The 21,189-nt window shown below is 38.9% G+C and carries 12 protein-coding genes; 2 read left to right on the top strand and 10 right to left on the bottom strand.

What is annotated here, in order from left to right; genetic code table 11:
• Positions 1–4 precede the first annotated feature (4 nt).
• From H8796_RS02020 to H8796_RS02040, 5 genes are read right to left on the bottom strand one after another with little or no spacing between them, the layout of a single operon-like run.
• Positions 5–1,078 (bottom strand): cellulase family glycosylhydrolase, encoded by a 1,074-nt coding sequence (locus tag H8796_RS02020; protein ID WP_117936651.1) that lies wholly within the window; start codon positions 1,076–1,078, stop codon positions 5–7.
• A 35-nt stretch (positions 1,079–1,113) separates the two neighbouring features.
• The gene (locus H8796_RS02025) at positions 1,114–2,592 is read right to left on the bottom strand and encodes a BACON domain-containing protein (protein ID WP_117936652.1); all 1,479 of its coding nucleotides are present in this window, start codon (positions 2,590–2,592) and stop codon (positions 1,114–1,116) included.
• A gap of 47 nt (positions 2,593–2,639) precedes the next feature.
• Complete coding sequence (locus H8796_RS02030; RefSeq protein ID WP_117936654.1) at positions 2,640–4,055, bottom strand: hypothetical protein; 1,416 nt, start codon at positions 4,053–4,055, stop codon at positions 2,640–2,642.
• Positions 4,055–5,698, bottom strand: a complete 1,644-nt coding sequence (locus H8796_RS02035) for a RagB/SusD family nutrient uptake outer membrane protein (RefSeq protein WP_233530314.1) — start codon at positions 5,696–5,698, stop codon at positions 4,055–4,057. Before H8796_RS02035 ends, H8796_RS02030 begins: the two co-directional genes overlap by 1 nt.
• A gap of 32 nt (positions 5,699–5,730) precedes the next feature.
• Positions 5,731–9,147 carry a SusC/RagA family TonB-linked outer membrane protein gene (locus H8796_RS02040; RefSeq protein ID WP_117936658.1) on the bottom strand — a complete coding sequence of 1,139 codons (3,417 nt, stop codon included), beginning with the start codon at positions 9,145–9,147 and terminating at the stop codon, positions 5,731–5,733.
• Positions 9,148–9,475: 328 nt separating this feature from the next.
• Here H8796_RS02040 and H8796_RS02045 point away from each other — a divergent pair, with 328 nt between their 5' ends.
• On the top strand, positions 9,476–10,063 hold the full coding sequence (locus H8796_RS02045) for an RNA polymerase sigma-70 factor (protein WP_009000122.1): 588 nt from the start codon (positions 9,476–9,478) through the stop codon (positions 10,061–10,063).
• A gap of 53 nt (positions 10,064–10,116) precedes the next feature.
• On the top strand, positions 10,117–11,160 hold the full coding sequence (locus H8796_RS02050) for a FecR family protein (RefSeq protein ID WP_117936770.1): 1,044 nt from the start codon (positions 10,117–10,119) through the stop codon (positions 11,158–11,160).
• A 245-nt stretch (positions 11,161–11,405) separates the two neighbouring features.
• Here H8796_RS02050 and H8796_RS02055 read toward each other — a convergent pair whose 3' ends face one another.
• From H8796_RS02055 to H8796_RS02075, 5 genes are all read right to left on the bottom strand, one after another.
• Positions 11,406–12,671: a family 16 glycosylhydrolase gene (locus tag H8796_RS02055; protein ID WP_233530315.1), complete on the bottom strand. Its 1,266-nt coding sequence runs from the start codon at positions 12,669–12,671 to the stop codon at positions 11,406–11,408.
• A 62-nt stretch (positions 12,672–12,733) separates the two neighbouring features.
• Entirely contained in the window at positions 12,734–14,986 is a 2,253-nt protein-coding gene (locus tag H8796_RS02060; protein ID WP_147340100.1) for a hypothetical protein, read from the bottom strand.
• Between the two features lie 41 nt (positions 14,987–15,027).
• Positions 15,028–17,292 (bottom strand): GH92 family glycosyl hydrolase, encoded by a 2,265-nt coding sequence (locus H8796_RS02065; RefSeq protein ID WP_117936664.1) that lies wholly within the window; start codon positions 17,290–17,292, stop codon positions 15,028–15,030.
• A 25-nt stretch (positions 17,293–17,317) separates the two neighbouring features.
• Complete coding sequence (locus tag H8796_RS02070) at positions 17,318–18,952, bottom strand: hypothetical protein (RefSeq protein WP_233530316.1); 1,635 nt, start codon at positions 18,950–18,952, stop codon at positions 17,318–17,320.
• 23 nt (positions 18,953–18,975) lie between these two features.
• Entirely contained in the window at positions 18,976–21,159 is a 2,184-nt protein-coding gene (locus H8796_RS02075; RefSeq protein ID WP_117936666.1) for a GH92 family glycosyl hydrolase, read from the bottom strand.
• Positions 21,160–21,189 lie beyond the last annotated feature (30 nt).

Genomic DNA, 21,189 nt, shown 5'->3' on the forward strand with positions numbered 1-21,189 from the left:
GGAATTATTTAGTTAATGAACGAATACATTCCACTTCTTCTGTCGAATAAGGTGTCCCATCGCTACGGAAAATATCATGGAACCACAAAGACGGTTCAGCTACGTCAGGCAACGGAGTATCCCATGCAAAGATTGTATTTGTCTTTCCGGCTACAAGTCCCCAGTTTATTGCACCGATATTTTCTTTCTTCAGCATCGGCATAATATCCTGGAAAGTACTATTTTGAGTACGTGCCATATATTCCGTGCAAATCATCGGACGCCCATATTGCTTCAATGTGTCAATGAGCTGTTGATGCGAATCCAGACCTTCATACGTGTGATAGGTTATCACGTCCGAGTTTTCCAACTGAAACTTATTCAAATTAGTCAAACTCATATCCCAGACTCCGGCTGACAAGGGTTGCGACGGGTTAACCATCCGTCCCCACATAAATATCTTCTGCAATAACGGCAGACTTCTTTCACCGTATCTATATCCACCCGAACCGCCGGGCTCATTATATAAATCCCACAACACAATTCTCTTATCATCCTTAAAGGTGGTAAGAATGTCTTTCACATAATTCTCCAAGACCGGAAGTATCACTGCCGTATCACCTTTATAATACAAATCTCCCGGATCACGCGCCCATCCCGAATTATGTACTCCCGGTTGTGGTTCCGGTTGCTTTCCTGCCTGGTAAGTAGGATTCCAGCAATCATCCAGAAAGACGAAAATGGTAGAGATATGATGCTTGTCGGCAATAGTAAGGTATTCATTAATACGTTTCTTAAAACCTTCCTTATCCATTTCCCAAACCAGATGGTGCAAATATACACGCATACAATTCATTCCGATATCTTCTGCCCAGCCTAGTTCACGGTCAATAGTCACCGGATCAAAAGTATCAGCCTGCCACATCTCCAATTGGTTGATTGCCGTGCTCGGAATAAAATCACACCCACGGAGCCATCCCCATTGTTGATACCATTCATTGGCCTGCTCTTTTGTCCAGACTTCACGAACAGAGACTGTTTTCTGACTGCAGGCAATTAACATAATGCCAATAAAAAATAAGAGTAATATCTTTTTCATAATCGAATTTACTTTATCTAATTAGAAACCTTTATTCATTTTCTCCATGTAAATATAACCATATCCCCCGGTTCAACCGCTATCGTAGAACCATCCGGACTTACAGTTGAACCATCCTTCAGCACTCTGCTTACAGAACCATCCACATCAATTGCCAGATTCATCACATTACGAAAGTCCTTATTTACAACTACAAGATACTGGTTACTACCTTTCTCCAATACAGAAACAACAGCACCTGTATCACTCGTTGTCAACGATTTTATAGGGGCCGGCAAACTTCCCAACGCCGTAGTTCCTTCCGGTATTTCGCTTCCGGTATGAGACACTGAAATAACCTGCGCTCCCAAGAATATACCTGCAAGCTGTTGCACCTCCTGATTAACTGTCTTGACCAAATCATATACTTCGGTCGGTTCATCATGTTGAAGTCCGCGATAAGTAAAATACTGGATTGCCTGTGCGCCGTAAGCCAAATCACTGAAAACTTGTAATCTCAACTCGGGCAATGTTGGTATTTTATAAAAATGAGTTTCATCCAGTTTATGAGAAAGTGCAAGTGCAAATGCCCAAAAAGGTTTATTACCCTCTTTAGCAGCTGCTGATATTTCTTCCAAATTCCGATACCAGTCCGGCCGTACAATGCTGGGAGCCCCATTTATAGACACAATAGGATAATTGTCAAACGATATAAACGGTACAGGCACCTGCTCTATAAACGACTTTACATTTTCAGAATAAAGTTCTTTTCCCCAGGCCCAGTTCGGATACAAATTTATATAACAGGGATGATGACTATCCACCGTCTTAATCTTCTTTACCAATTCCCCCAAGCCCGGTAAATCATTCACCTCCGGCTCATCTTTCAAATGATAGGCATACAATGCCGGATGATTCATCATCGCTTTTACAACCTCTTCGGCAGTACCAACAGACAATAGGTCCTGACAGGAAGTTATCATCTTCACTCCGGTTTTCTGTGCCGCATCAAGCACTTTGAGTGTTGTCTCCAAATCATTATACCATCCCAGATAAATATTAATGCCGGATGCTTTCATCACCGGAAATTTCTCAAGTGATTTGTCTGCTTCCACTCCAGTCCATGCTATAATCGGAAATACTCCATCAGCTTCCGGGATATAGGAGTTTCCCTGAATAATCTCTATTTCCTGCGTTTTCACCCCATTAGGCACCACACGGAATACGGCAGTACGACCGGTTCCCGCATTTGCACTTACAGTAATTGTCACTTTTCCGTTCCCACTCCCTTTAACCGGGGAAATGGTGGCCCAAGACTGATCGGTCTCGTTAACAAATTTCCACTCCGTATTAGACTTTATCGAATAAACTTCTGTAAACCCTTCATTGCTGATTTGCAACTTCCCCAAATTTCCGGAAATAGAGAAAGAGGCTTTTTCCGGCTCCATCGAACAAGACATCAACACCATTGGCAACATTGAAAAAAAGAATGCAACCAGAAACTTCTTACTATATGTTTTCATTGATATATACATAATTCTATTGAATATTAAATTAAAGACTATTAATCCCGATTCCCGACTCAATTATAAGGAATCAATCGTATCATTTCACTAGCTTTATCAATATGTATCGTATAAAGACCAGCTTTAAAATCAGGACCGGGAATCAAATCACCGGGAGCACTTCTCGTAACCAAGTTAGCCGGTTCAACCGTATACAAATTCTTCGTATCCTCTTCTTGCGCCCAGCCATATCCTCTAAAGAACTTAAATCCCATCGTCTGGTCGATATATACGACTGCCTCAAAAGCACTTGCACCTACCTTCTTAAAGAAGAACCACTGGTGAGGATATGAGAAGTCCCAAGCAAGTGTGGCAACATAGGGTTCACGCGGGAATCCAACTCCGGTACCAACAATATACATCACTTCCGGATAAAACACATCCCGCGGCCGTTCCATATACATAAAACCGTTTGATGTATTGTATTTCAAGTTATAAAGTACCGACGGACCATCGAATTTTGCCTTGGCACCAGAAACATCTTTAAAGAATTCCGGCCGGAGCATATTGGTGACATCATTACCAAAGCCGATAAAATTAACCTTGGCACTTTCCACCAGTTCAACATCCAACTGGATATATCCTCCTCCCACATCAAAGAACCGGGATTTATCAATATCAATACTATACGTCAGTGTCTTATCAGCCAGGAAAGACAACATATCGAAAGTGATATTCTCCAATGTATAACTTCCCACCTTAGGAGTCGGTATTGAAGCTGCCGCATCATCCGTCACAATGGATATTTTATCATCCGCATACCCCCAAACCAGACCGGAATAGTCCGGTTTATTATTTACCACCTTCTCGGCAACTTTAAAATGATCTCCGATCCCTGCAAGATCCGCAGCATTCGTCCGAAAACCATAATCCGATTCATTCTGATTTGCCTTGTCCATTTCATATACATTTCCGAGATCATCAACAATGTATAATTTGGAAGGTGTTTCCGGACGGGTTACTTTCACACTTGCAGCCTCATCCAGGGTCAGTGTCGATTCATTACCTCCCAAATCATTTACAGCTTTGATAGTTACCACAGGACGCCCGTTCTGAAAACCGGCAACAAAAGGCAAAGTTGCTTCCTCTTCAATAACTGCAGAGCGTCCGCTCAATCCCTTAGACAAATTCAAAATCTCGGCTCCGTCCATTGTCACCAATAATTGGAATGAAACCAGATCATTATACTCATCACTTATCTGTGCGGTGAATTTAACTTTATCACCAGCCGCCACAACCGTTTCACCATTCACCCCCCGCAATACAGCATTTTCTATTTTAGGTTTTGAAGGCGTAGGCCACTCCGGCCATTCACTTGGCTTACTAATATCATCTTTCGCACACGAAAAGAGCAATAGCGATGATATGAATAGTACGTATATCTTTTTCATTTTTCTTAAGATCTCTAGTTTAACAATCATGAATGACGACATTAATTGCGAGCTGCCGCAAGATCCGCTTTCCATCCCTCACGCTCGAATGTCTGTACCAACACTTTTCCATAAGATTCCGAAGCTTGCTGAACCGCATAATTAGGAATAGGCACATATTGATGTGTAGGAGCCACTCCTTTTATCTTCGCCGTACGCTGTGCATATTGATTAAACCGGATGAGGTCTATTTTACGCATTCCTTCATACAACATTTCATGTCCTCTTTCGGTAAGTAAAGCATCCAGGAAAGCTTCGGCACTAGCTGTTGCCGATGACGGAAGATCATCCAGTCCGGCACGTTTACGCACTTCATTCACTGCAGCAACAGCGTCAGCAGACGGAGCAGCATTGTTTTTACGAACTTCGGCTTCCGCATACATCAACAAGACATCCGCCCAACGAGCCAACGGTATATCAGTCCCCTGAAAAGCCGTAGCCGTTTCAACCGGGAATTTATTAATTATAAATCCGTCCCATGTGGTTGTATTCCGGTCAATCCAAGTTCCGGCTGTCGTATAATACTTAGTCAGGATAACGTCACGACGCTTATCCGAAGGATCATACGTATCCCAGAATTTCGGAGATACATTAAAGGTTTGTCCCCATCCCTGCCCTTGCAGATAGAAAGGAGTCGGATTGCCCTGATCGTCCACTCTCGCCGCATTATCAGGAGTAGCGAGCATCATCAGCGGATTAAAATTACCGGACTTATTCGTACCATCCGCCGTTTCATCACAACTAACAGCCATAATCACTTCCGAATTGAAGTTATTGACATTTTTAAATTGCTCGATATAAGGATTATCTCCTTTTTTGAAAAGGCTATACCGCCCCTTCAACTCGCTATACATATCAATCGCTTTCTGATAATAACCGGACATATAATAACCTTCATTCAAGCAATGCCGCATGATGCACACACGTGCATAGTCCTTATTGTAACGTCCTTGTTCCGGCTGCGTATCTGCAATATACTGATAAGCATAATCAAAATCAGCCATAATCCATTCCGTCATTTGCTGCAATGTCGGACGTACCAGATTCTCCAGTTTTGAAGGATTAATCAGATCGTTCGGATCAACAATCAAAGGAACAGGTCCATATACATGCAATAAATAATACATCATCAATCCCCGGCAAAGACGGGCCTCGGCAATAAACTCCCTTTTACGTTCCTCGGAAACGACCTCGGTAGAAGCCTTCTCCAAAGTTCCAATCACATTGGTGAAGTAGGAAATCTCACTTACTTTCGGAAAATGATTCGGCCTTTCGTCACTTAACGTACCACTCGTATAATAGACACACTGACTGAAATCGGCTTTGGAAAGGAAGTAGTATCCACCTCCCCAACCATTATTCCACACCGCCATCTCATCGGTCGGATAATCAAAGAATTTCAGTACGCCTCCGGCAGGTATATACCAACCATGCTGGTTGCCACTTGTACCGGCACCAATCCAATAAGTCCATGTAGTAGTAAAAGGCATATAGCAGGTCATCATAAATGATTCGTATTCGGCTTCAGTCACCGGATAATTAGAAACATTCAATGTGCCATACATCTTCGGATCAAAATTATCCTCACAACTGCACATGATAAATGCAATCATGATAAATACTTTAAATAATTTATTCTTGCTCATATTTTCATTTTTTTCTTTCGTTACAGGTTCTCTTAAAAACATATTTTTGCTCCGAAGGAGTATGTTCTTGTCATCGGATATTCCGCCTTGGAGCCGTCGCCACCCGTCTTTATTTCAGGATCGACCCCAACAAACTTGGTAAAAGTCAGCGGATTCTGACAATCAATAAAAACCCGGATAGAACTTACATAATCACCTATTCTTCCCAGCTTTTTCCCCGAGAGATTATATCCCAAAGTAATATTCCTGACACGTACGAACGAAGCATTCTGATAATCTTCTTCAAAACCTACGTTACCGGGTAAAGCAACAGCCTTTGTCGAAGCAATGCCACGCCGGTTTCCATTCTGGTTCGTTTGAGAGTTCCAGATAGTATATACATATTTGTTCGAGTTCTTGGGACTTGTGTAATACACATCTCCGACAAGCGCCCAACGATATGCATAATTATAACGTGTACGTCCGAATTGTCCATACATAAATATATCCAGATCGAAATCCTTGTACACAAATGTGTTTCCAAATCCGATGTGAATTTTCGGAAGTGTATTCCTCATCTTTACATCATCAATCGTTATTTTATTATCCCCATTCGCATCCTTTATAATCGGATAGCCGGGTTGTTGTGCATCCGCCGGTAAAGATTTCTGCGATTCGGGCATATTGCTTTTATCTATATTGATTACGCCTTCCGTTTCATAATAGTAATAAGCATTTACCGGTTCGTTTTTACGGATTCGATATTCTTCATAATAATAGTTGGGCATCCGTTCTTTCCAAACGGCATTATGATGTGATAAGGTCAATTGTGACGTCCACTTAAACACACGGGGGATTTCATAGTTAAGTGAATTGATAGTTGCATCCCATCCATAACGTACATAATGTCCATAGTTCATCGGGACGGAAGATGTCATACTAAGCGGAGAGGAAGAATCATATCCCAGCAAGTTGGTTACATCATTACGGAACATATCGAAACTTCCCCAGATTCTATCCTTCAACACAGAAAAGTCTACACCTATATTCTTCATGGTAGTCTTTTCCCAAGTTACATTCGGGTAATCAGGACCGCTAAGCAGATAGGGTACATAAGTCACTGAATTGTTAGAGAATTTAATGTATTGTGCTGCCAGACTAAAAGTTCCATAAAGTGAACTGCCCAGGTTGTCATTACCTGTCTGTCCATAACTGCCACGAATCTTCAACTGGTCAATCCATGATATATTCTTCATAAACGGTTCGTTAGATAATTTCCAGGCTAATGACACTGAAGGGAAATAGGCATATTTCTTTCCCGGAAAAAATTTATCCGTTCCATCCCGGCGGATAGTAGCCGCAACCACATACCTGTCAAGCAAATCCACACTTGCCCTGGCAAATTGAGAACGACGTTCGTCGGCTGCCCTGAAAGAAGTCGGATAGAAAGTACCTTCCGCAGCTTCCACTTTATCAGCAGCAATGTGATCGTTAATCTGCTCGTAGTCAAGTTCAAGTCCATTTGAATCGTTCGTATATCTTCCCATACCCACTACGGCATCAACACGCAACAAATCTCCAAACTGCTTTTTGAAAGTCAGTGTCCCTTCCATGGTTTGGTTTCTACGCTCAACATATCCCAGATGCCCTCTCGATTTATACATATCCATAAAATAAATATCAGAAGGAATATACAGGTTACGATTAGCATTCTCCTTATTGATACCATACATCAAACGGAACGACAGCATATCCTTGATAATATCCACATCGGCAGCAAAGTTTAGATAGTAACCACTCGTTTTGGTGCGGTCGCTCACTTTTACCATTTCTGCAGGATTGGGGTAGTTCGAATATAAAGTAGGATTTCCTGCCGCATCCCTGATTGGCAAATAAGAAGGATAAGTCAATGCCGATTGGATAGCATCATAACCATTACCACCACCTCCACCACCGGAAGTTGAGTTTGTATATTCATTCTCATTTACATTGACAATTGCAGTCAACTTAAGAAATGGAAGCAATTGTGAAGATATGTTCGTCCGAAGAGCATAACGCTCCATTGCAGAGTTTTCTACCGTACCTTCCTGTTTATAATAGTTTCCGGACAAGTAATATTTCAGTAGTTTAGATCCTCCTGTAATTGTGATGTTATGGTTATTGATACTACCATCTTTCAACACACAATCCAGCCAGTCTGTTGTTTGAGCGGCAGCTATCTGTTGAGGTGAGAATTGAGGCACCCATTTATTATCAAAAGGTTTATCGCCATAGGGATACATGCCGTTCGTAAATAAATAGTTTTCCTTATTGAAAATGTTAGCAACATTCATATATTCCTCTCCGCTCAAAGGTTCCAGATACGGATAGTTTTTCACGATAGAGTAATTTCCCTCATAAGTGATCTGTGGACGAGTTTCAGTACCTTTCTTCGTAGTAATCAATACGACACCATTGGCTGCGCCAATTCCATAGATGGAGGCAGATGCATCCTTTAATACTTCGATAGATTCAATATCGGCCGGATTAAGTCCTGCCAATCCCGAACGATTGATAGAATTAGGCATGACCTGATTTCCGTTTCCAACCTCTAAAGAAGTGGAAGGCATCATTACTCCATCCACTATAAAAATAGGAGTGCCTGCACCACGAATGGAAAGGTCGACTGCTCCACCCGGTTGTGGGCTTGCTAACGTAGCTTCCAGTCCGGCTGCCCGTCCAAGCAACATCTGCGACATATTACTTGTTGCGGCTCTTGATATTTTTTCTGTTTTGACCGTTGCTATGGAAGTGGTCAGATTCTTACGGGTGGTCGTTCCATAACCTACCACAACAACCTCATCCAATTGTTTTGAATCTTCTTTCATCGTCACGTTCAACGTCATCGGCCTGGTTATTTTCTGCGTATATGTAGTGTAACCTATTGAAGTAAATTTCAGTGTCGAACCTTCCGGAACCTGCAACTGATAATTGCCGTCTATACCGGTGATGGTTCCTTGAGTCACCCCCTCTATCATCACAGTCACTCCCGGAAGAGTCTCTCCAGATTCGTCCACGACCTTTCCTGTCACCTTGACTGTCGGCTTGTTATCCTGCTGTTGAGATGAAACTTTGTTTAATACAATCTGGCGTTTTTCAATCGTATAAGATACTCCTTCGCCTTTAAAAAGTTTATCCAGTACCAGAGTCATCAGTTCATTCTTCACAGAAATGCTCACTATACGGCTAACATCAACAATATCTTTGTTATACAGGAAGCGATATTCTGTCTGATTTTCGATACTAGTCAAGACCTCCTCTACAGTCACGTTCTTCAGTCGTAATGTAATTTTGGCGGATTGTGCAAGGATAGGTATACTGACGGCTTGCAGAGCTATACAAAACAACCATATAGCACAAATTCTCCCCATTTTTACATTCGCAGGTACATTAATTCTCTTTTTCATTTTTCTAATTGAAATAAGTTTCATACCTTTACATGTTTGGTTATTGGTTCTACAAATAAGTTGATTAACGAATAACTGAATCTTAGGAAAGGAAGGTGAGTCAGACCTTCCTTTTTTATCAGTTTTTTCGGAAGTAAAATTCACTGATTATGTCTTTCCCATGGCTTGTATTATTTAAAGGTTAATAAATGTGTTTTTCTCTCGTTCCTATCAATAAGACGTTTCTAAAAATAAAAGCCACATCCCATATCACATTATTTTTTCATCCGGACTATTTTTTCATCAAACTATCGTTTATCCCAAATAATCTTTCTATTTTTACCCCCAACAATAGAATCTCTACTACAATACTATGTCAAATATCCAACAACAGACTTCCGATGACCGTTTTCTGGTAATAGCACTGAAACAGGATGATAAACAGGCTTTTACCCGATTATTCCATGCCTACTACAAAGATCTGGTGTTGTTTGGCGGTACTTACATTCCAGAGAAATCTACCTGTGAGGATATTGTACAGAATATCTTTCTCAAATTATGGAATGACCGGAAAACACTGGAAATTGAGAACTCACTAAAATCATATTTACTGAAAGCTGTCCGAAACTACTGCCTGGATGAATTGCGCCATCGCAGGATTATAGATGAACACGTTGCTTATGAACTTAAATCGGGCTCTATAGATATAGATACAACGGAAAACTACATACTTTACTCCGATTTATGCCGGCAACTCAAAAATGCATTGGAACAATTACCTCCCCAGGAAAGAGAAGTATTTGAAATGAGCCGGTTAGAAAATATTAAATATCAGGAAATAGCCAATCGCCTCAATATCTCTGTCAGAACAGTGGAAGTACGCATCAGCAAGGCTTTGAAACAGCTTCGCATTTTATTAAAAGATTTTTATTTGCTACTTTTTTTCTTTCTTTTCCACTAATGGATGTGGGATTTTCTTTCTGAAACGTCTATTATATATAAGGTAAAATGCATATGATAAATAAAGATTCAGACATAGAAATTATAATTTCCAAATATCTCTCGAAAGAGGCTACACCAGAAGAAATAAAGGTACTGGAAGATTGGATATCGGCTACTCCCGAAAACTATAAGAGCTTTCTATCACAAAAGAATGTGTGGGAAGTCAGTCACCCGGCTTTTAATCCGGAAGAGATAGATGTGGACAGCGCGCACAGAAAAGTTATGGAGCAGATTCTTCATCAAAATCAGCCGACATCGGTTCGTCCAAAGTTGTCCTTTCTGTACTACTGGCAACAAATTGCAGCTATACTGCTTCTCCCTTTGCTGATAGTATCCGCTTATCTTTATTTGAAACCTGCTTCTCAAATTGCAGAAACTTATCAGGAGTTATTCACTCCTTACGGTACCTGGTCGGTAGTGAATCTGCCCGACGGCTCTAAGGTTTGGCTAAATGCCGGAAGTTCTCTAAAGTATCCGACTCAATTCAATGATAAGCAAAGAGTGGTTTCAATGCAAGGTGAAGCCTATTTTGAAGTAGAATCCGACAAGGAGCATCCGTTCATCGTAAAAACGAAAGAACTGACTGTAGAAGCTACCGGCACAGCATTCAATGTGAATGCATATACCTCGGACAATGTAACAGCAGTGACATTAGTAAAAGGAAAGGTAGCAGTAACTCTTGACAAGAAAAAAACAATTTCCCTTTCACCGGGAGAGAAAATAGACTATAATCTGGCAACTGCTTTGTATAACGTCAACAAAACCAATACTTACAAATGGTGCTCATGGAAAGATGGAGTACTCATTTTTAGAGACGACCCACTGGAATATGTATTCAAACGTTTGGGACAAACTTATAATGTGGAGTTTATTTTGAAAGATGCCGAATTAGGAAAATATTCCTATAAGGCGACTTTTGAGGGTGAATCTTTGAATGAGATCTTGCGCTTGCTCGAAATGAGTGCACCTATTCGCTGTAAAGAGGTTAGTAACCGCAATACCAATAATGAGAAGTTTGAAAAGCAGCGTATAGAGGTGAGCAAGACTATCCAATAAAGGTCGTTTCACTCTGTGTAAAACGACGTTTCCGTATGCTCTGACAGGAAATGATACTCACCGCTATGAGAATTAATTCTCATAGTAATGAGAAAAAGTTCTCACCGCAATGAGTATTTTTTCTCATTACGGTGAGAATGTTTGAGAATTCTTAATAGCATTAAGTCATATGACATCCGGGTGTCGTACAACTGATTCATGCAGTATCTTTTTTTCTTTACTGAATATTTCTATTAAACAAGAAGCTATTTCTTATTAATATCTTCTGCAGCATAGACTCTAACATAATCAACATACATATCTGAGCCATTTCCATATCTTTCTAAATCTATTGGCCATCCACTAATACCTCCAATAGCATAATTAATCATAAACAAATGAGGAAAATCTCGCGAAATTTCATTAGTAGGATGACGAAAAACTTCGATATCATCTAAATAATAAACAGTATCTTTTAATCCGATATAAAGACCATAAGTATGAAAAGTGGTAGACCAAGAAGATTTTCCTCCCAATGCTAACATATCAATGCTCTTTGCCGGATGTGGCTTGGCTTTACCATTTTCATCTCTCTGTCCCCAAAAGTGACTAGTACAAGAATATCCCCAATAATTAGGATTTCCCTTACCCCGTCCTCCATACGCCTCTACAATATCCAACTCATCTCCCGGAGCATGTCTTATTTGATTGATTGTCCAAAAAGCTGGCCAAGTGCCCGGAGCCGACTGCGCAATAAAACAACATTCCAAGTAGCATGGAGCCTTTACCCAAAATCCTTCACCATCCATATTTACAGATGCTATCAATCCCGTACTTCCCTTGGTATCCTTTCTCTTTCTCGCCGCAATCTTCAAATAAGTATCAACTTGAAAAAAGGGATTATCCGGACCATCCACATCGGAAAAAGGCCATCCGCTAAAATCTCCCCATAGTGGTTTATGAGCATTATAGCGAGCTCCCCGCCCATCATTTGAGATTGATAACCCTTTGTCAAAGTCATCACTAAAAACAAGTTTCAACCCCTTTGCTGCCGGCGGATCTTTTTTAGGAATTCCTTGTTTCCAAGAAATCCCTCCCTTATTATAAAGCTGTAATTCAAAGATATCTTTCTTACCATTTTCTGCTTGAGCATAAATTCGAATATTCATCGGACCTGCCGGAAGAAGTTCTGCATCAAAAGTAAAACGTCCTGAACCATCTTTTTTTAGCTTTAGTCCCCGAGGAGTCAGATTAACATCATATCCCCAATCACTTTTATTTTTCTCCGTTGGTTGACTCCAGCATAAAGCTTTTGCCGTTTTCATCCCTTTTGCCTTAAATTGTACCTCAACTTTCCCTTGTACTTCACTTCTACATAGCGGACTAATAATCTGAATAGCTTCGACCCAATCAGTATCCTGAACATGTTGTCCATAATTAAAATCCATATAATTAGGATCCTGTGCCCAAGCTAGCATATCTATAGCAAAACTTGCTAATAAAATCATTATAATACGTTGTAATATTTTCATTATATATACTTTAATATTATTCATCTTTTATCTACACTAGAAATATCTCGTATTTTTATCTCCTAGTTTAAACCACACGGACTTAACGAATCGACATCTATTAAGTTATCGGATGAGCCTAATGTCATCTTAACATCCGGTTTGAAGACAGTCCCTGAATCTTTCAGATATTTCAGATAGCAAAGACCTAACTGCCAATCAGTAGAATATGTAGGAACACTTGTGTTCAAAATAACCACATCTCCACCTACTGATTTCAAACCAGCCAGTCCATCCAATTGCCAAAATGCATGACAGTCCTGAATTATCAAATCACCACCTATCTTTTCTAACGGTAATGGTCTTGTCGGATCCTTAAAGTTTAGTTCCCAGAACCACTGAATGTCTCTTAATTCAAAATCACCTTCCACTTCCGTCAAGTTCTTGAATGTTTCACTGTTCACATTAGAAGTAACAATCCCTATCAATCTTAAATCTCCTTCAACTTTAGTTATGCAATTAAAGGAACTCCATCCTTGAAAACCTCCACAAGCAAAATTCGGACAATTTTCAATTATAAAATCGCCATGAATAATACGATATTTATCAGGTGCCTCTTGGAAACCTGAAGGATCAACCAATTTAGGACAGTTTTTTATAATAATACCTCCTTGACAATCAATGACATTAAAAAAATGTCTTGTTGACTCAATGCTGAGGTTATCCCATGTAACTACTCCTGAAACGCTTTCGATACGATATTGCACTTGATTCATCATTTCCTGCGTAATATCTTGTCCTTTTATCGTCAAGTTAATCGCCTTACCTTTAGGACCTTCCAAAAATAATTGCATCTCTCGTGCGCCATTTATCTCATAATCCTTTGGTATACCATCATCCTTTGAGGGATTAAAACCATCACAAGCATCAATCATGCTTAAGTCTACTAATTCTCCATCGCTATATGTAAGAACAACGTCTGAAGTGTTTTTCACTATTTCGTCTTCTATCCATGCCTTGACCATACACCATCCGGGACGACCTGTCGAGCCATAGGTCGGAATTTCCCCATCAGCATTCCCATTTCTGGTAATTTCGATTCCGTTGCCGATAGATTTTAGAGATTCAAAACCAGTCAAACTGGCCACTTTGGGATTGTTTTTATAAATCAATTTCCCGCCAATCTCCTGTAATGCCATCATAAATGTTTGCATATTTACAATATTGGAGCAACCGCTAATCTCTAAATCTCCCCCAACTTTCTTTAATAATGGCATACCGTCCAATTCATCACCCCGCGTACCTTGGTATGGATTATTAAGTATTCTGAAATCTCCAGTAATTTCCTTTATTTGAGCAAAACTACTTCCCTTTCCCCAGAACTTTATCGGAGTATTATCTATAATTAAATCTCCATTGATTTTTTCATAAAAACGTAAGCCATTACTAAAAATAGCATCGTATCCATTTCCAGGAGTGTTATTGCGAAATATTATACCGCCTTCCACACTAACAACATCAAAAAATCCTTCTGTATTGGTTATAACTGTTCCTTCTATAGTCAACGTACCAATAATCTTTTTCAGCTTTCCTGTCAACAATTTCAGCACTTCGTCCGTTATCTCACTACCTGATATTGTTAAATTACGCACGGCGGTATTGGTTGGAGCAAACTCCAAAGCATCTTTACGAGAAGCAATCGTATAACTCGAAATTCCATCTTCCAACTTACCTATATCTTCTATATCTGCGGCTGCATTAGGATGATTATCAGCAATACGGAATGTACCATCAAACTTTCCTTTTTCATATAAATACCTCAATGGGAGCAATCCATAAGAATAATCTTCTCCCACCAAAGGCTTATCTTCTCCCAAGGCTTTATTATTAATAACACTAATAGTGCCGGCACCACTCTGTATATCCAGAAGCCCCGAGATATCTGTTAATAGGACATTATTATTAATTACTAATTCTCCATTAATCTCTTTCAGTTTTGACAAATCTGATATTTTTATAAGTTTAGAATTGCCCTCAATCCTTAACTCTTCATGCACTGATGCTAAATTCGGAAGAGACAGGTCAAGTACATTGGTATTCTTAATAATCAAAGTTCCAATAGAAGCAAACTTTAATGCAGACAAATCTGTTATATCCTCTCCTGAAATAATAAGATAAGATATATTTCCCGATTCCAAGAAGTTATTTACATCCTTTTGTGTAGTTAAATTATAACCAACAGCTGAATCACCTCCATCATCATCTTTACAACCACCAACATGAATGACAAAGAGCAAACATAATACTCCTAACATAATCGAACGTATATTTTTCATAACCACTAATTTAAAAGTTCTACAAATTGGTATTTTACATTTTATAAACTATCCCGGTTCTCTACCATTTCAAAAGATGGAGGGATGGATTCAGGTAATGAGGCCCATGATTTATTAGGATATTCTCCCATTATCAACTCAAGCTTACCTCCTTTTTCCAGCTCTTCATGACTGAACCATGATTTATTCCAGACACGTCCATTCAAAGTAGCAGATTGAATGTATTTATTCTGAGGAGCATAATTCTTACATACTACTTCGAATGTTTTACCATTATCCAATTTTATTACAGAACGCTCAAAAACCGGACTTCCTATCACATACATTGGTAACCCCGGTGTTATGGGGTAAAAACCTAAAGAAGAGAAAGCGACAAAAGCTGATAACCCTCCTCCATCTTCATCACCAGGTACTCCCATTACGTCATTACGAAACCACTGCTCCAATAAACGACGAATCCTCTTTTGGGTGCGCCAGGGAGCACCTGCATAATTATATAGATAAGGGATGTGTAAACAAGGCTCATTCGCCATTGAAAATTGTCCCACATTACCTGTATGATCTGCATTCTGGCTATAAAAATGAACTCGGTTCTGTCCTAATGGAGTATAGTACATACGTTCCAGTTCATCAATAAAAGACTGATTACCACCAATCATATTCACCAAATCAGCAATATTGTGTAATAAATCCCAACGATATATCCAACCATTATTCTCATCATAAGCATCTCTAAATCCAACTCCCCAAGAATATCGATAATCAAATGGTTCTACAAAATTGCCTTTACTATCTTTTGGATGAAAGAATTTAGTAGCTGGATTAAATATCTTTTTATAATTCAGACTTCTATGCAAAAAGTATTGATAGTCTTCTTTCTTATCCAACGCTTTAGCAATCTGCGACAAGCACCATTCGTCATATACTGTTCCCAAAGTTACTGCAACAGGCTGCCTCCTCTCAAAAGAATTCACTTCTACAACTGTTTCCTGTTCCCCAGGGACAAGTGACGGGAAATAACCATTTTTTAAGTAAAATTCATCCAATACTCCTGCTTTTGCATCAGACCACGGAATAAGTGTTTTTTCAGTTATAGCTGTCTTACAAGCTTCATAAGCCTTCGACAAATTAAAATTCCTCAATCCTTTATTGTAAGCATCTATAAAGGTAGCAACTCCATGATTACTATTCATACTATGATTATCACCCGTAGCCACAGGAAATGTTGGCATCCAATAATTATCCCGCTCTTCCGCCATCCGGATATATGAACTCAACATATCTTGCTCAACAGCCGGATCCATAATAACTCGTAACGGATGTGCTGCGCGAAAGGTGTCCCAAAACCAATCATCTGTATAGAAAGGTACTCCATTGTCATTATGTACCTTTTTATCAAATCCACTATAATAATATCCATCTTCCGAGATGCATACAGGACGCTCACAGACCCGATATATAGAAGTATAAAATACAGTTTTCTGGTCTTCATCATTGCCCTGAACAGATATTTTATTCAATTTTTCATTCCATATATTACGTCCTATCCGTGCTACGCTATCTACATTATATCCTTCAATTTCCCGATACAGATTCCTTCTTGCCTGTTCGCTACTAATAAATGAAATACCATAACGAATTTTCATCACACGAACCTCTTTGGGGAATTTTAAAACGACACAGCTTCCTCCATTAACCTTTTGCTCCATTCTTTGCTCTGACAGAATTCCACTGGAAACTGGCGGCACTTCCGTCTCCAAATAAATATAAGCCCTATCCTCTTTACCAATTGGTTGATCGCCCGAAATTGTATTTCCCGCCACTTTCAGGTTTCCTTCTTTTGAATTTAAAATCAAATAGGAATCAGCATGATTATTAAAATCAATTTCATATACAGCCGATTGATGTGAAGGAGCATATTTAACTCTTGCATTCAGACTATCTAATAGAACACTATAATAGTAGGGCTTCACTACTTCTTGATCATATTCATATGCAACTACCGGTTTTAAGCCCAATGTATCACCCTGATATGGACTCAAATTAAACGCAAATCCACCTCGATGTCCAATCAAAAATAATGGCAAACCATTTAAACGATCCCCCGTATAGTCCAAGCGTTGAGCATACACTCGCATCATACTATTAGGAAGATGTACAGTTGGATAAGTAGGTACTAATAGATGACTTATATTGCCAATATATGCATTTACATAATCAACAGGAGTCTTCTGATCTTGACACACGCATCCGATTCCCAACAACGGAAAAATGAATATTATTATCAATAACTTTACTTTCTGCATAATACTAATAAATATTTTTCAAACATTACTTTACAACTTTACGTGGAGCATACAGTCTCGTAAAGTCATCTTGAACAAATCCTGTAATAGTTATCGGTAAATAACTGATGGTAACAATAACTTTTCCATTTAATACTTTCAACTGTTGTACTCTTCCAAAAATGTCAGTCACATTCACCTTTTTCGTATTTGGCAAATACAAAGTTTCTTCTTTACTGCCTTTTTCTGTCCATAAACACAATTGATTCTTTCCCTGATTATCATAAGCGAAACCATATGATTGACCAGCATACTTCCCAACAGGAATTGCATGTCTATAATTATTCACCATATTAGAGAAAGCTACAGCAGAGGGTTTCACACTAAGTGATTCATTAAATCTAAGAATTCCAAAGAAGGATTCCGGATTATTCGGACCAAAAGGCTCATCAGCCATTTCATACCAAAAAACTTTTTTAGCTCCATAATATAAATGAGATAAATAAGTTCGAACTAAATAAGCCGCTTGTTCGTATTCTGTCACAGGGATATACCGATTCGGTTCACCATTATTTTTATAAGTAGTCCATCCTACTTCTGTAACCCACATTTCTGTAGGTACTTTCATCTTTTTCAATCCTCTTTGATGCTCATCATAAAAACCGGAAGCAAATTTTTCTGTTTCAGGGTATATTTTATCATTTACATACGGATGAATAGCAGTAATGTCAATGTATGGAGCGGCTCCTCTTTCATTAACAAAGTACTCAATCCACTCATCTTCCCCCGGCCACATCAATTTAATAGCTGGATCAACAGCGCGTATAGAATCACACATTTGTTTAATAAGATCAGTGAAAGGTTTCCCCCAACCTTGTGGACGCCATTGCTGTCCTTGCGGATGCGGCCAGCGCTTAGACCACCCACCAAAATTATTCGGTTCATTTTGAGACTCAAACACAACAAAATGTCCTTTTGTCAATTCTACATACTTTTTTAAGATGGATACGTCTTTATTCCATGTCCAAACTCCTTTATCATTTTGAATACCATCAAATGAATTGATATATCCGAATAAATTAAGCCAGCAAATATGATGGCGATCTAGATAATCCAAATCAGGATCGCTATCCAGATTTTCTTCAACAACTTTCTTCCAATTACTTTCATCACGTACCCAAGCTATTCCTAATTTCTGTTGTACAGCTGCAATATTCCATTTCTTATAATCATATCTTGCATAATGCCCACAGATACCAAATGGAGAATCCCAATCCTTTTTCGTAAGAGTCACATTAGGTATAACACCGAATCCTTCTTCAATCGTATCAGATTTCAAGGTTGATTCAGCGATAACTTTAAGAGTATAATACCCTAGATCTTTTTGCTTTAACGGATAATGGACAGCCATGTTCTTATCTCCCTTTATTGTATACGATTTTCGACTTAGCACTTTCTTATCAGTATCTAACAATTCAACTATCACTTTCTTATAAGGTTCGTTCAGCTGTATAAAAGCCTTCCCAGCTTCTCTAACATGGTAAAGCGCTCCTGGTTGATCGAATGTTATTCTAACCGGAAAATTCTTTTCATTTTCTACATTAGCTAATGCTATGGTATTACATAACATGAATGTGCACAACATACATATTACAATTACTGTCTTGAATATATTTCTCATATCTAATTTATTTTAGTTGTGTTTTAAGGAATATCAGTCATCTCAAAAACTAATGTACCACCATTCATTATTTGCGTATGGGATATTGTATTGGTTACTAAATTTCCATTCAACATTACAGACTTTACATATTTATTTGCTGACGAATAATTTTGAGCTTTTACTGTGAAATACTTACCGTTTAGCAAATGAATAGTAGCTTGAGGGATCTGAGGGGCACCTAACACATAATTACCACTAACCGGATCTACCGGATAAAAACCCAATGCGCTGAACATATACCATGCCGACATCTGCCCACAATCATCATTACCACACAGTCCATCGGACTTAGGCAAATAGAACTTATCAAAAATTTCTCTTACCAACTCTGCTGTACGCCACTGTTCGCCCGCAAGAGTATACATATATACCACATGGTGACTTGGTTCATTTCCATGTGCATATTGTCCAATTAATCCAGTAACATCACCAACAAAACCAGCACTTTTCGCATCGGACTGCAAGAAAAATAAAGAATCCAACTTGGTTATAAAGGCCTCTTTTCCTCCCATTAAATCTATCAAACCATCAATATCATGCAAAACATGCCATGTATACTGCCATGCATTCCCCTCCGTATAGTCGCCCCCCGCTGTACCAGCATGAGATAAAGCCAACTTGTCAAAAGGCACACGCCAGTTGCCTTTCGTATCCTTCCCCCTCATCAGTTGACTTTCCGGATCAAACAAGTTCTTATAATAATTAGCTCTCTTCATGAAAAAACGATAATCTTCTTCTTTGCCTAATTTCCGTGCCAGTTGTGCTGCACAATAATCATCATAAGCACCTTCTAATGTACGGGACACAGCTTCATCCTTAATCAAATCAATTGGATAATATCCATATTCATCATAGATATTCCATTCTGAACGATAATGATTTCGGGTCAAAGTATTTTTCACTTCACCATATACCTGTTCCGGATCTATCCCTTTAATATCTTTCATACAAGCTTCCACTACTACAGGAATTCCATGGTTGCCGATCATACAATAATTTTCCTTTCCCCACAAAGCCCAAATAGGTAAGAATCCTTGTACTTTACTATGGGTTAACATTGTATTTATCATATCAGGCACCTTTTCCGGAACCAATATTGTGTACATAGGATGGGCGGCACGAAAAGTATCCCATAGAGAAAAGGTTGAATAGTATTCACCTGACAAAGAGACAAAAATAGAATCATTAGCCCCACGATATTTTCCATCTACATCGGCTATATTGTTTGGTTGAAAAAAGAGATGGTACATGGATGTATAAAAGTTTCTTTTTTGCTCTACACTTCCTTCTATCTCAACTCGTGACAATATATCTTCCCATCTTTTGCTACTCCTCTCTTTCACTTGATTAAAATTCCAGTGTGCCAATTCTGAGTCCATATTCCCATACGCCCCCTCTATGCTGACTGTAGATAAAGCAACTTTAGCCTGTAACACATCTCCCTTTTTCTGATTAAAATGAAAAACGCAAATAGGAGCCTTATTATGTTCATTCCCTTTTATCGTATCAATAGATACAATCGGTTTATCAAACTGAATAATATAATACAATTGCCGTTCTACCCATCCTTTCAAATGATGAAATCCTGATATTGTATAATCATCCACAACATTCACCTTTGAATGAATGACACGAGTTTCATACTGTTCTTCCGTACTAACAGAACCACTTTGAAAATTAATATACACTGCTCCTCCGTCTCGATCAAAAGAGTATTTATGTATGGCAACATGAGGCGTGCAACTTAATTCTACTTTAACATGATTATCGTCTAAATACACAGAATAATATCCTGGCGAAGCTATCTCTGTATCTTTAGAATATTTACTCTTAAAGTCTTTTCCCGAAACTCCGGAAAATGGCATCATCAAAAGATCACCCATATCAGGAATACCAGTTCCATTGAGTTTATTTTGAGTAAATCCCCAAATCAGCGAATCGTTATAATTATAGCCACTGCAATGTTCCCAGCCAAAATTTCCAGTTTGAGGCCCTGGCTGAACAAATCCTAAAGGACAAGCTGCTGCAGGAGTTGTATGTCCTGTATAAGCAGTACCTACAAATGGGTCAACGTATTGAGTCAAATTACGATCTTTCACATCTGTAGATTTGCAAGAGTAAAATCCACAAATAAAGAATAAAATAATTATCAGATATATTTTCATACAACTTTACCATTTAATAAATTAATAAGT

The organism is Bacteroides sp. M10, from assembly GCF_014334015.1.
In the GTDB taxonomy this organism is placed as follows: domain Bacteria; phylum Bacteroidota; class Bacteroidia; order Bacteroidales; family Bacteroidaceae; genus Bacteroides; species Bacteroides intestinigallinarum.

Bases quoted from the DNA above. Each gene is read 5' to 3' on its own strand.
- H8796_RS02070 (WP_233530316.1), bottom strand. From the start codon at position 18,952: ATGAGAAATATATTCAAGACAGTAATTGTAATATGTATGTTGTGCACA.
- H8796_RS02020 (WP_117936651.1), bottom strand. From the start codon at position 1,078: ATGAAAAAGATATTACTCTTATTTTTTATTGGCATTATGTTAATTGCC.
- H8796_RS02060 (WP_147340100.1), bottom strand. From the start codon at position 14,986: ATGAAAAATATACGTTCGATTATGTTAGGAGTATTATGTTTGCTCTTT.
- H8796_RS02045 (WP_009000122.1), top strand. From the start codon at position 9,476: ATGTCAAATATCCAACAACAGACTTCCGATGACCGTTTTCTGGTAATA.
- H8796_RS02075 (WP_117936666.1), bottom strand. From the start codon at position 21,159: ATGAAAATATATCTGATAATTATTTTATTCTTTATTTGTGGATTTTAC.
- H8796_RS02030 (WP_117936654.1), bottom strand. From the start codon at position 4,055: ATGTCGTCATTCATGATTGTTAAACTAGAGATCTTAAGAAAAATGAAA.
- H8796_RS02035 (WP_233530314.1), bottom strand. From the start codon at position 5,698: ATGAGCAAGAATAAATTATTTAAAGTATTTATCATGATTGCATTTATC.
- H8796_RS02055 (WP_233530315.1), bottom strand. From the start codon at position 12,671: ATGAAAATATTACAACGTATTATAATGATTTTATTAGCAAGTTTTGCT.
- H8796_RS02025 (WP_117936652.1), bottom strand. From the start codon at position 2,592: ATGTATATATCAATGAAAACATATAGTAAGAAGTTTCTGGTTGCATTC.
- H8796_RS02040 (WP_117936658.1), bottom strand. From the start codon at position 9,147: ATGAAACTTATTTCAATTAGAAAAATGAAAAAGAGAATTAATGTACCT.
- H8796_RS02050 (WP_117936770.1), top strand. From the start codon at position 10,117: ATGATAAATAAAGATTCAGACATAGAAATTATAATTTCCAAATATCTC.
- H8796_RS02065 (WP_117936664.1), bottom strand. From the start codon at position 17,292: ATGCAGAAAGTAAAGTTATTGATAATAATATTCATTTTTCCGTTGTTG.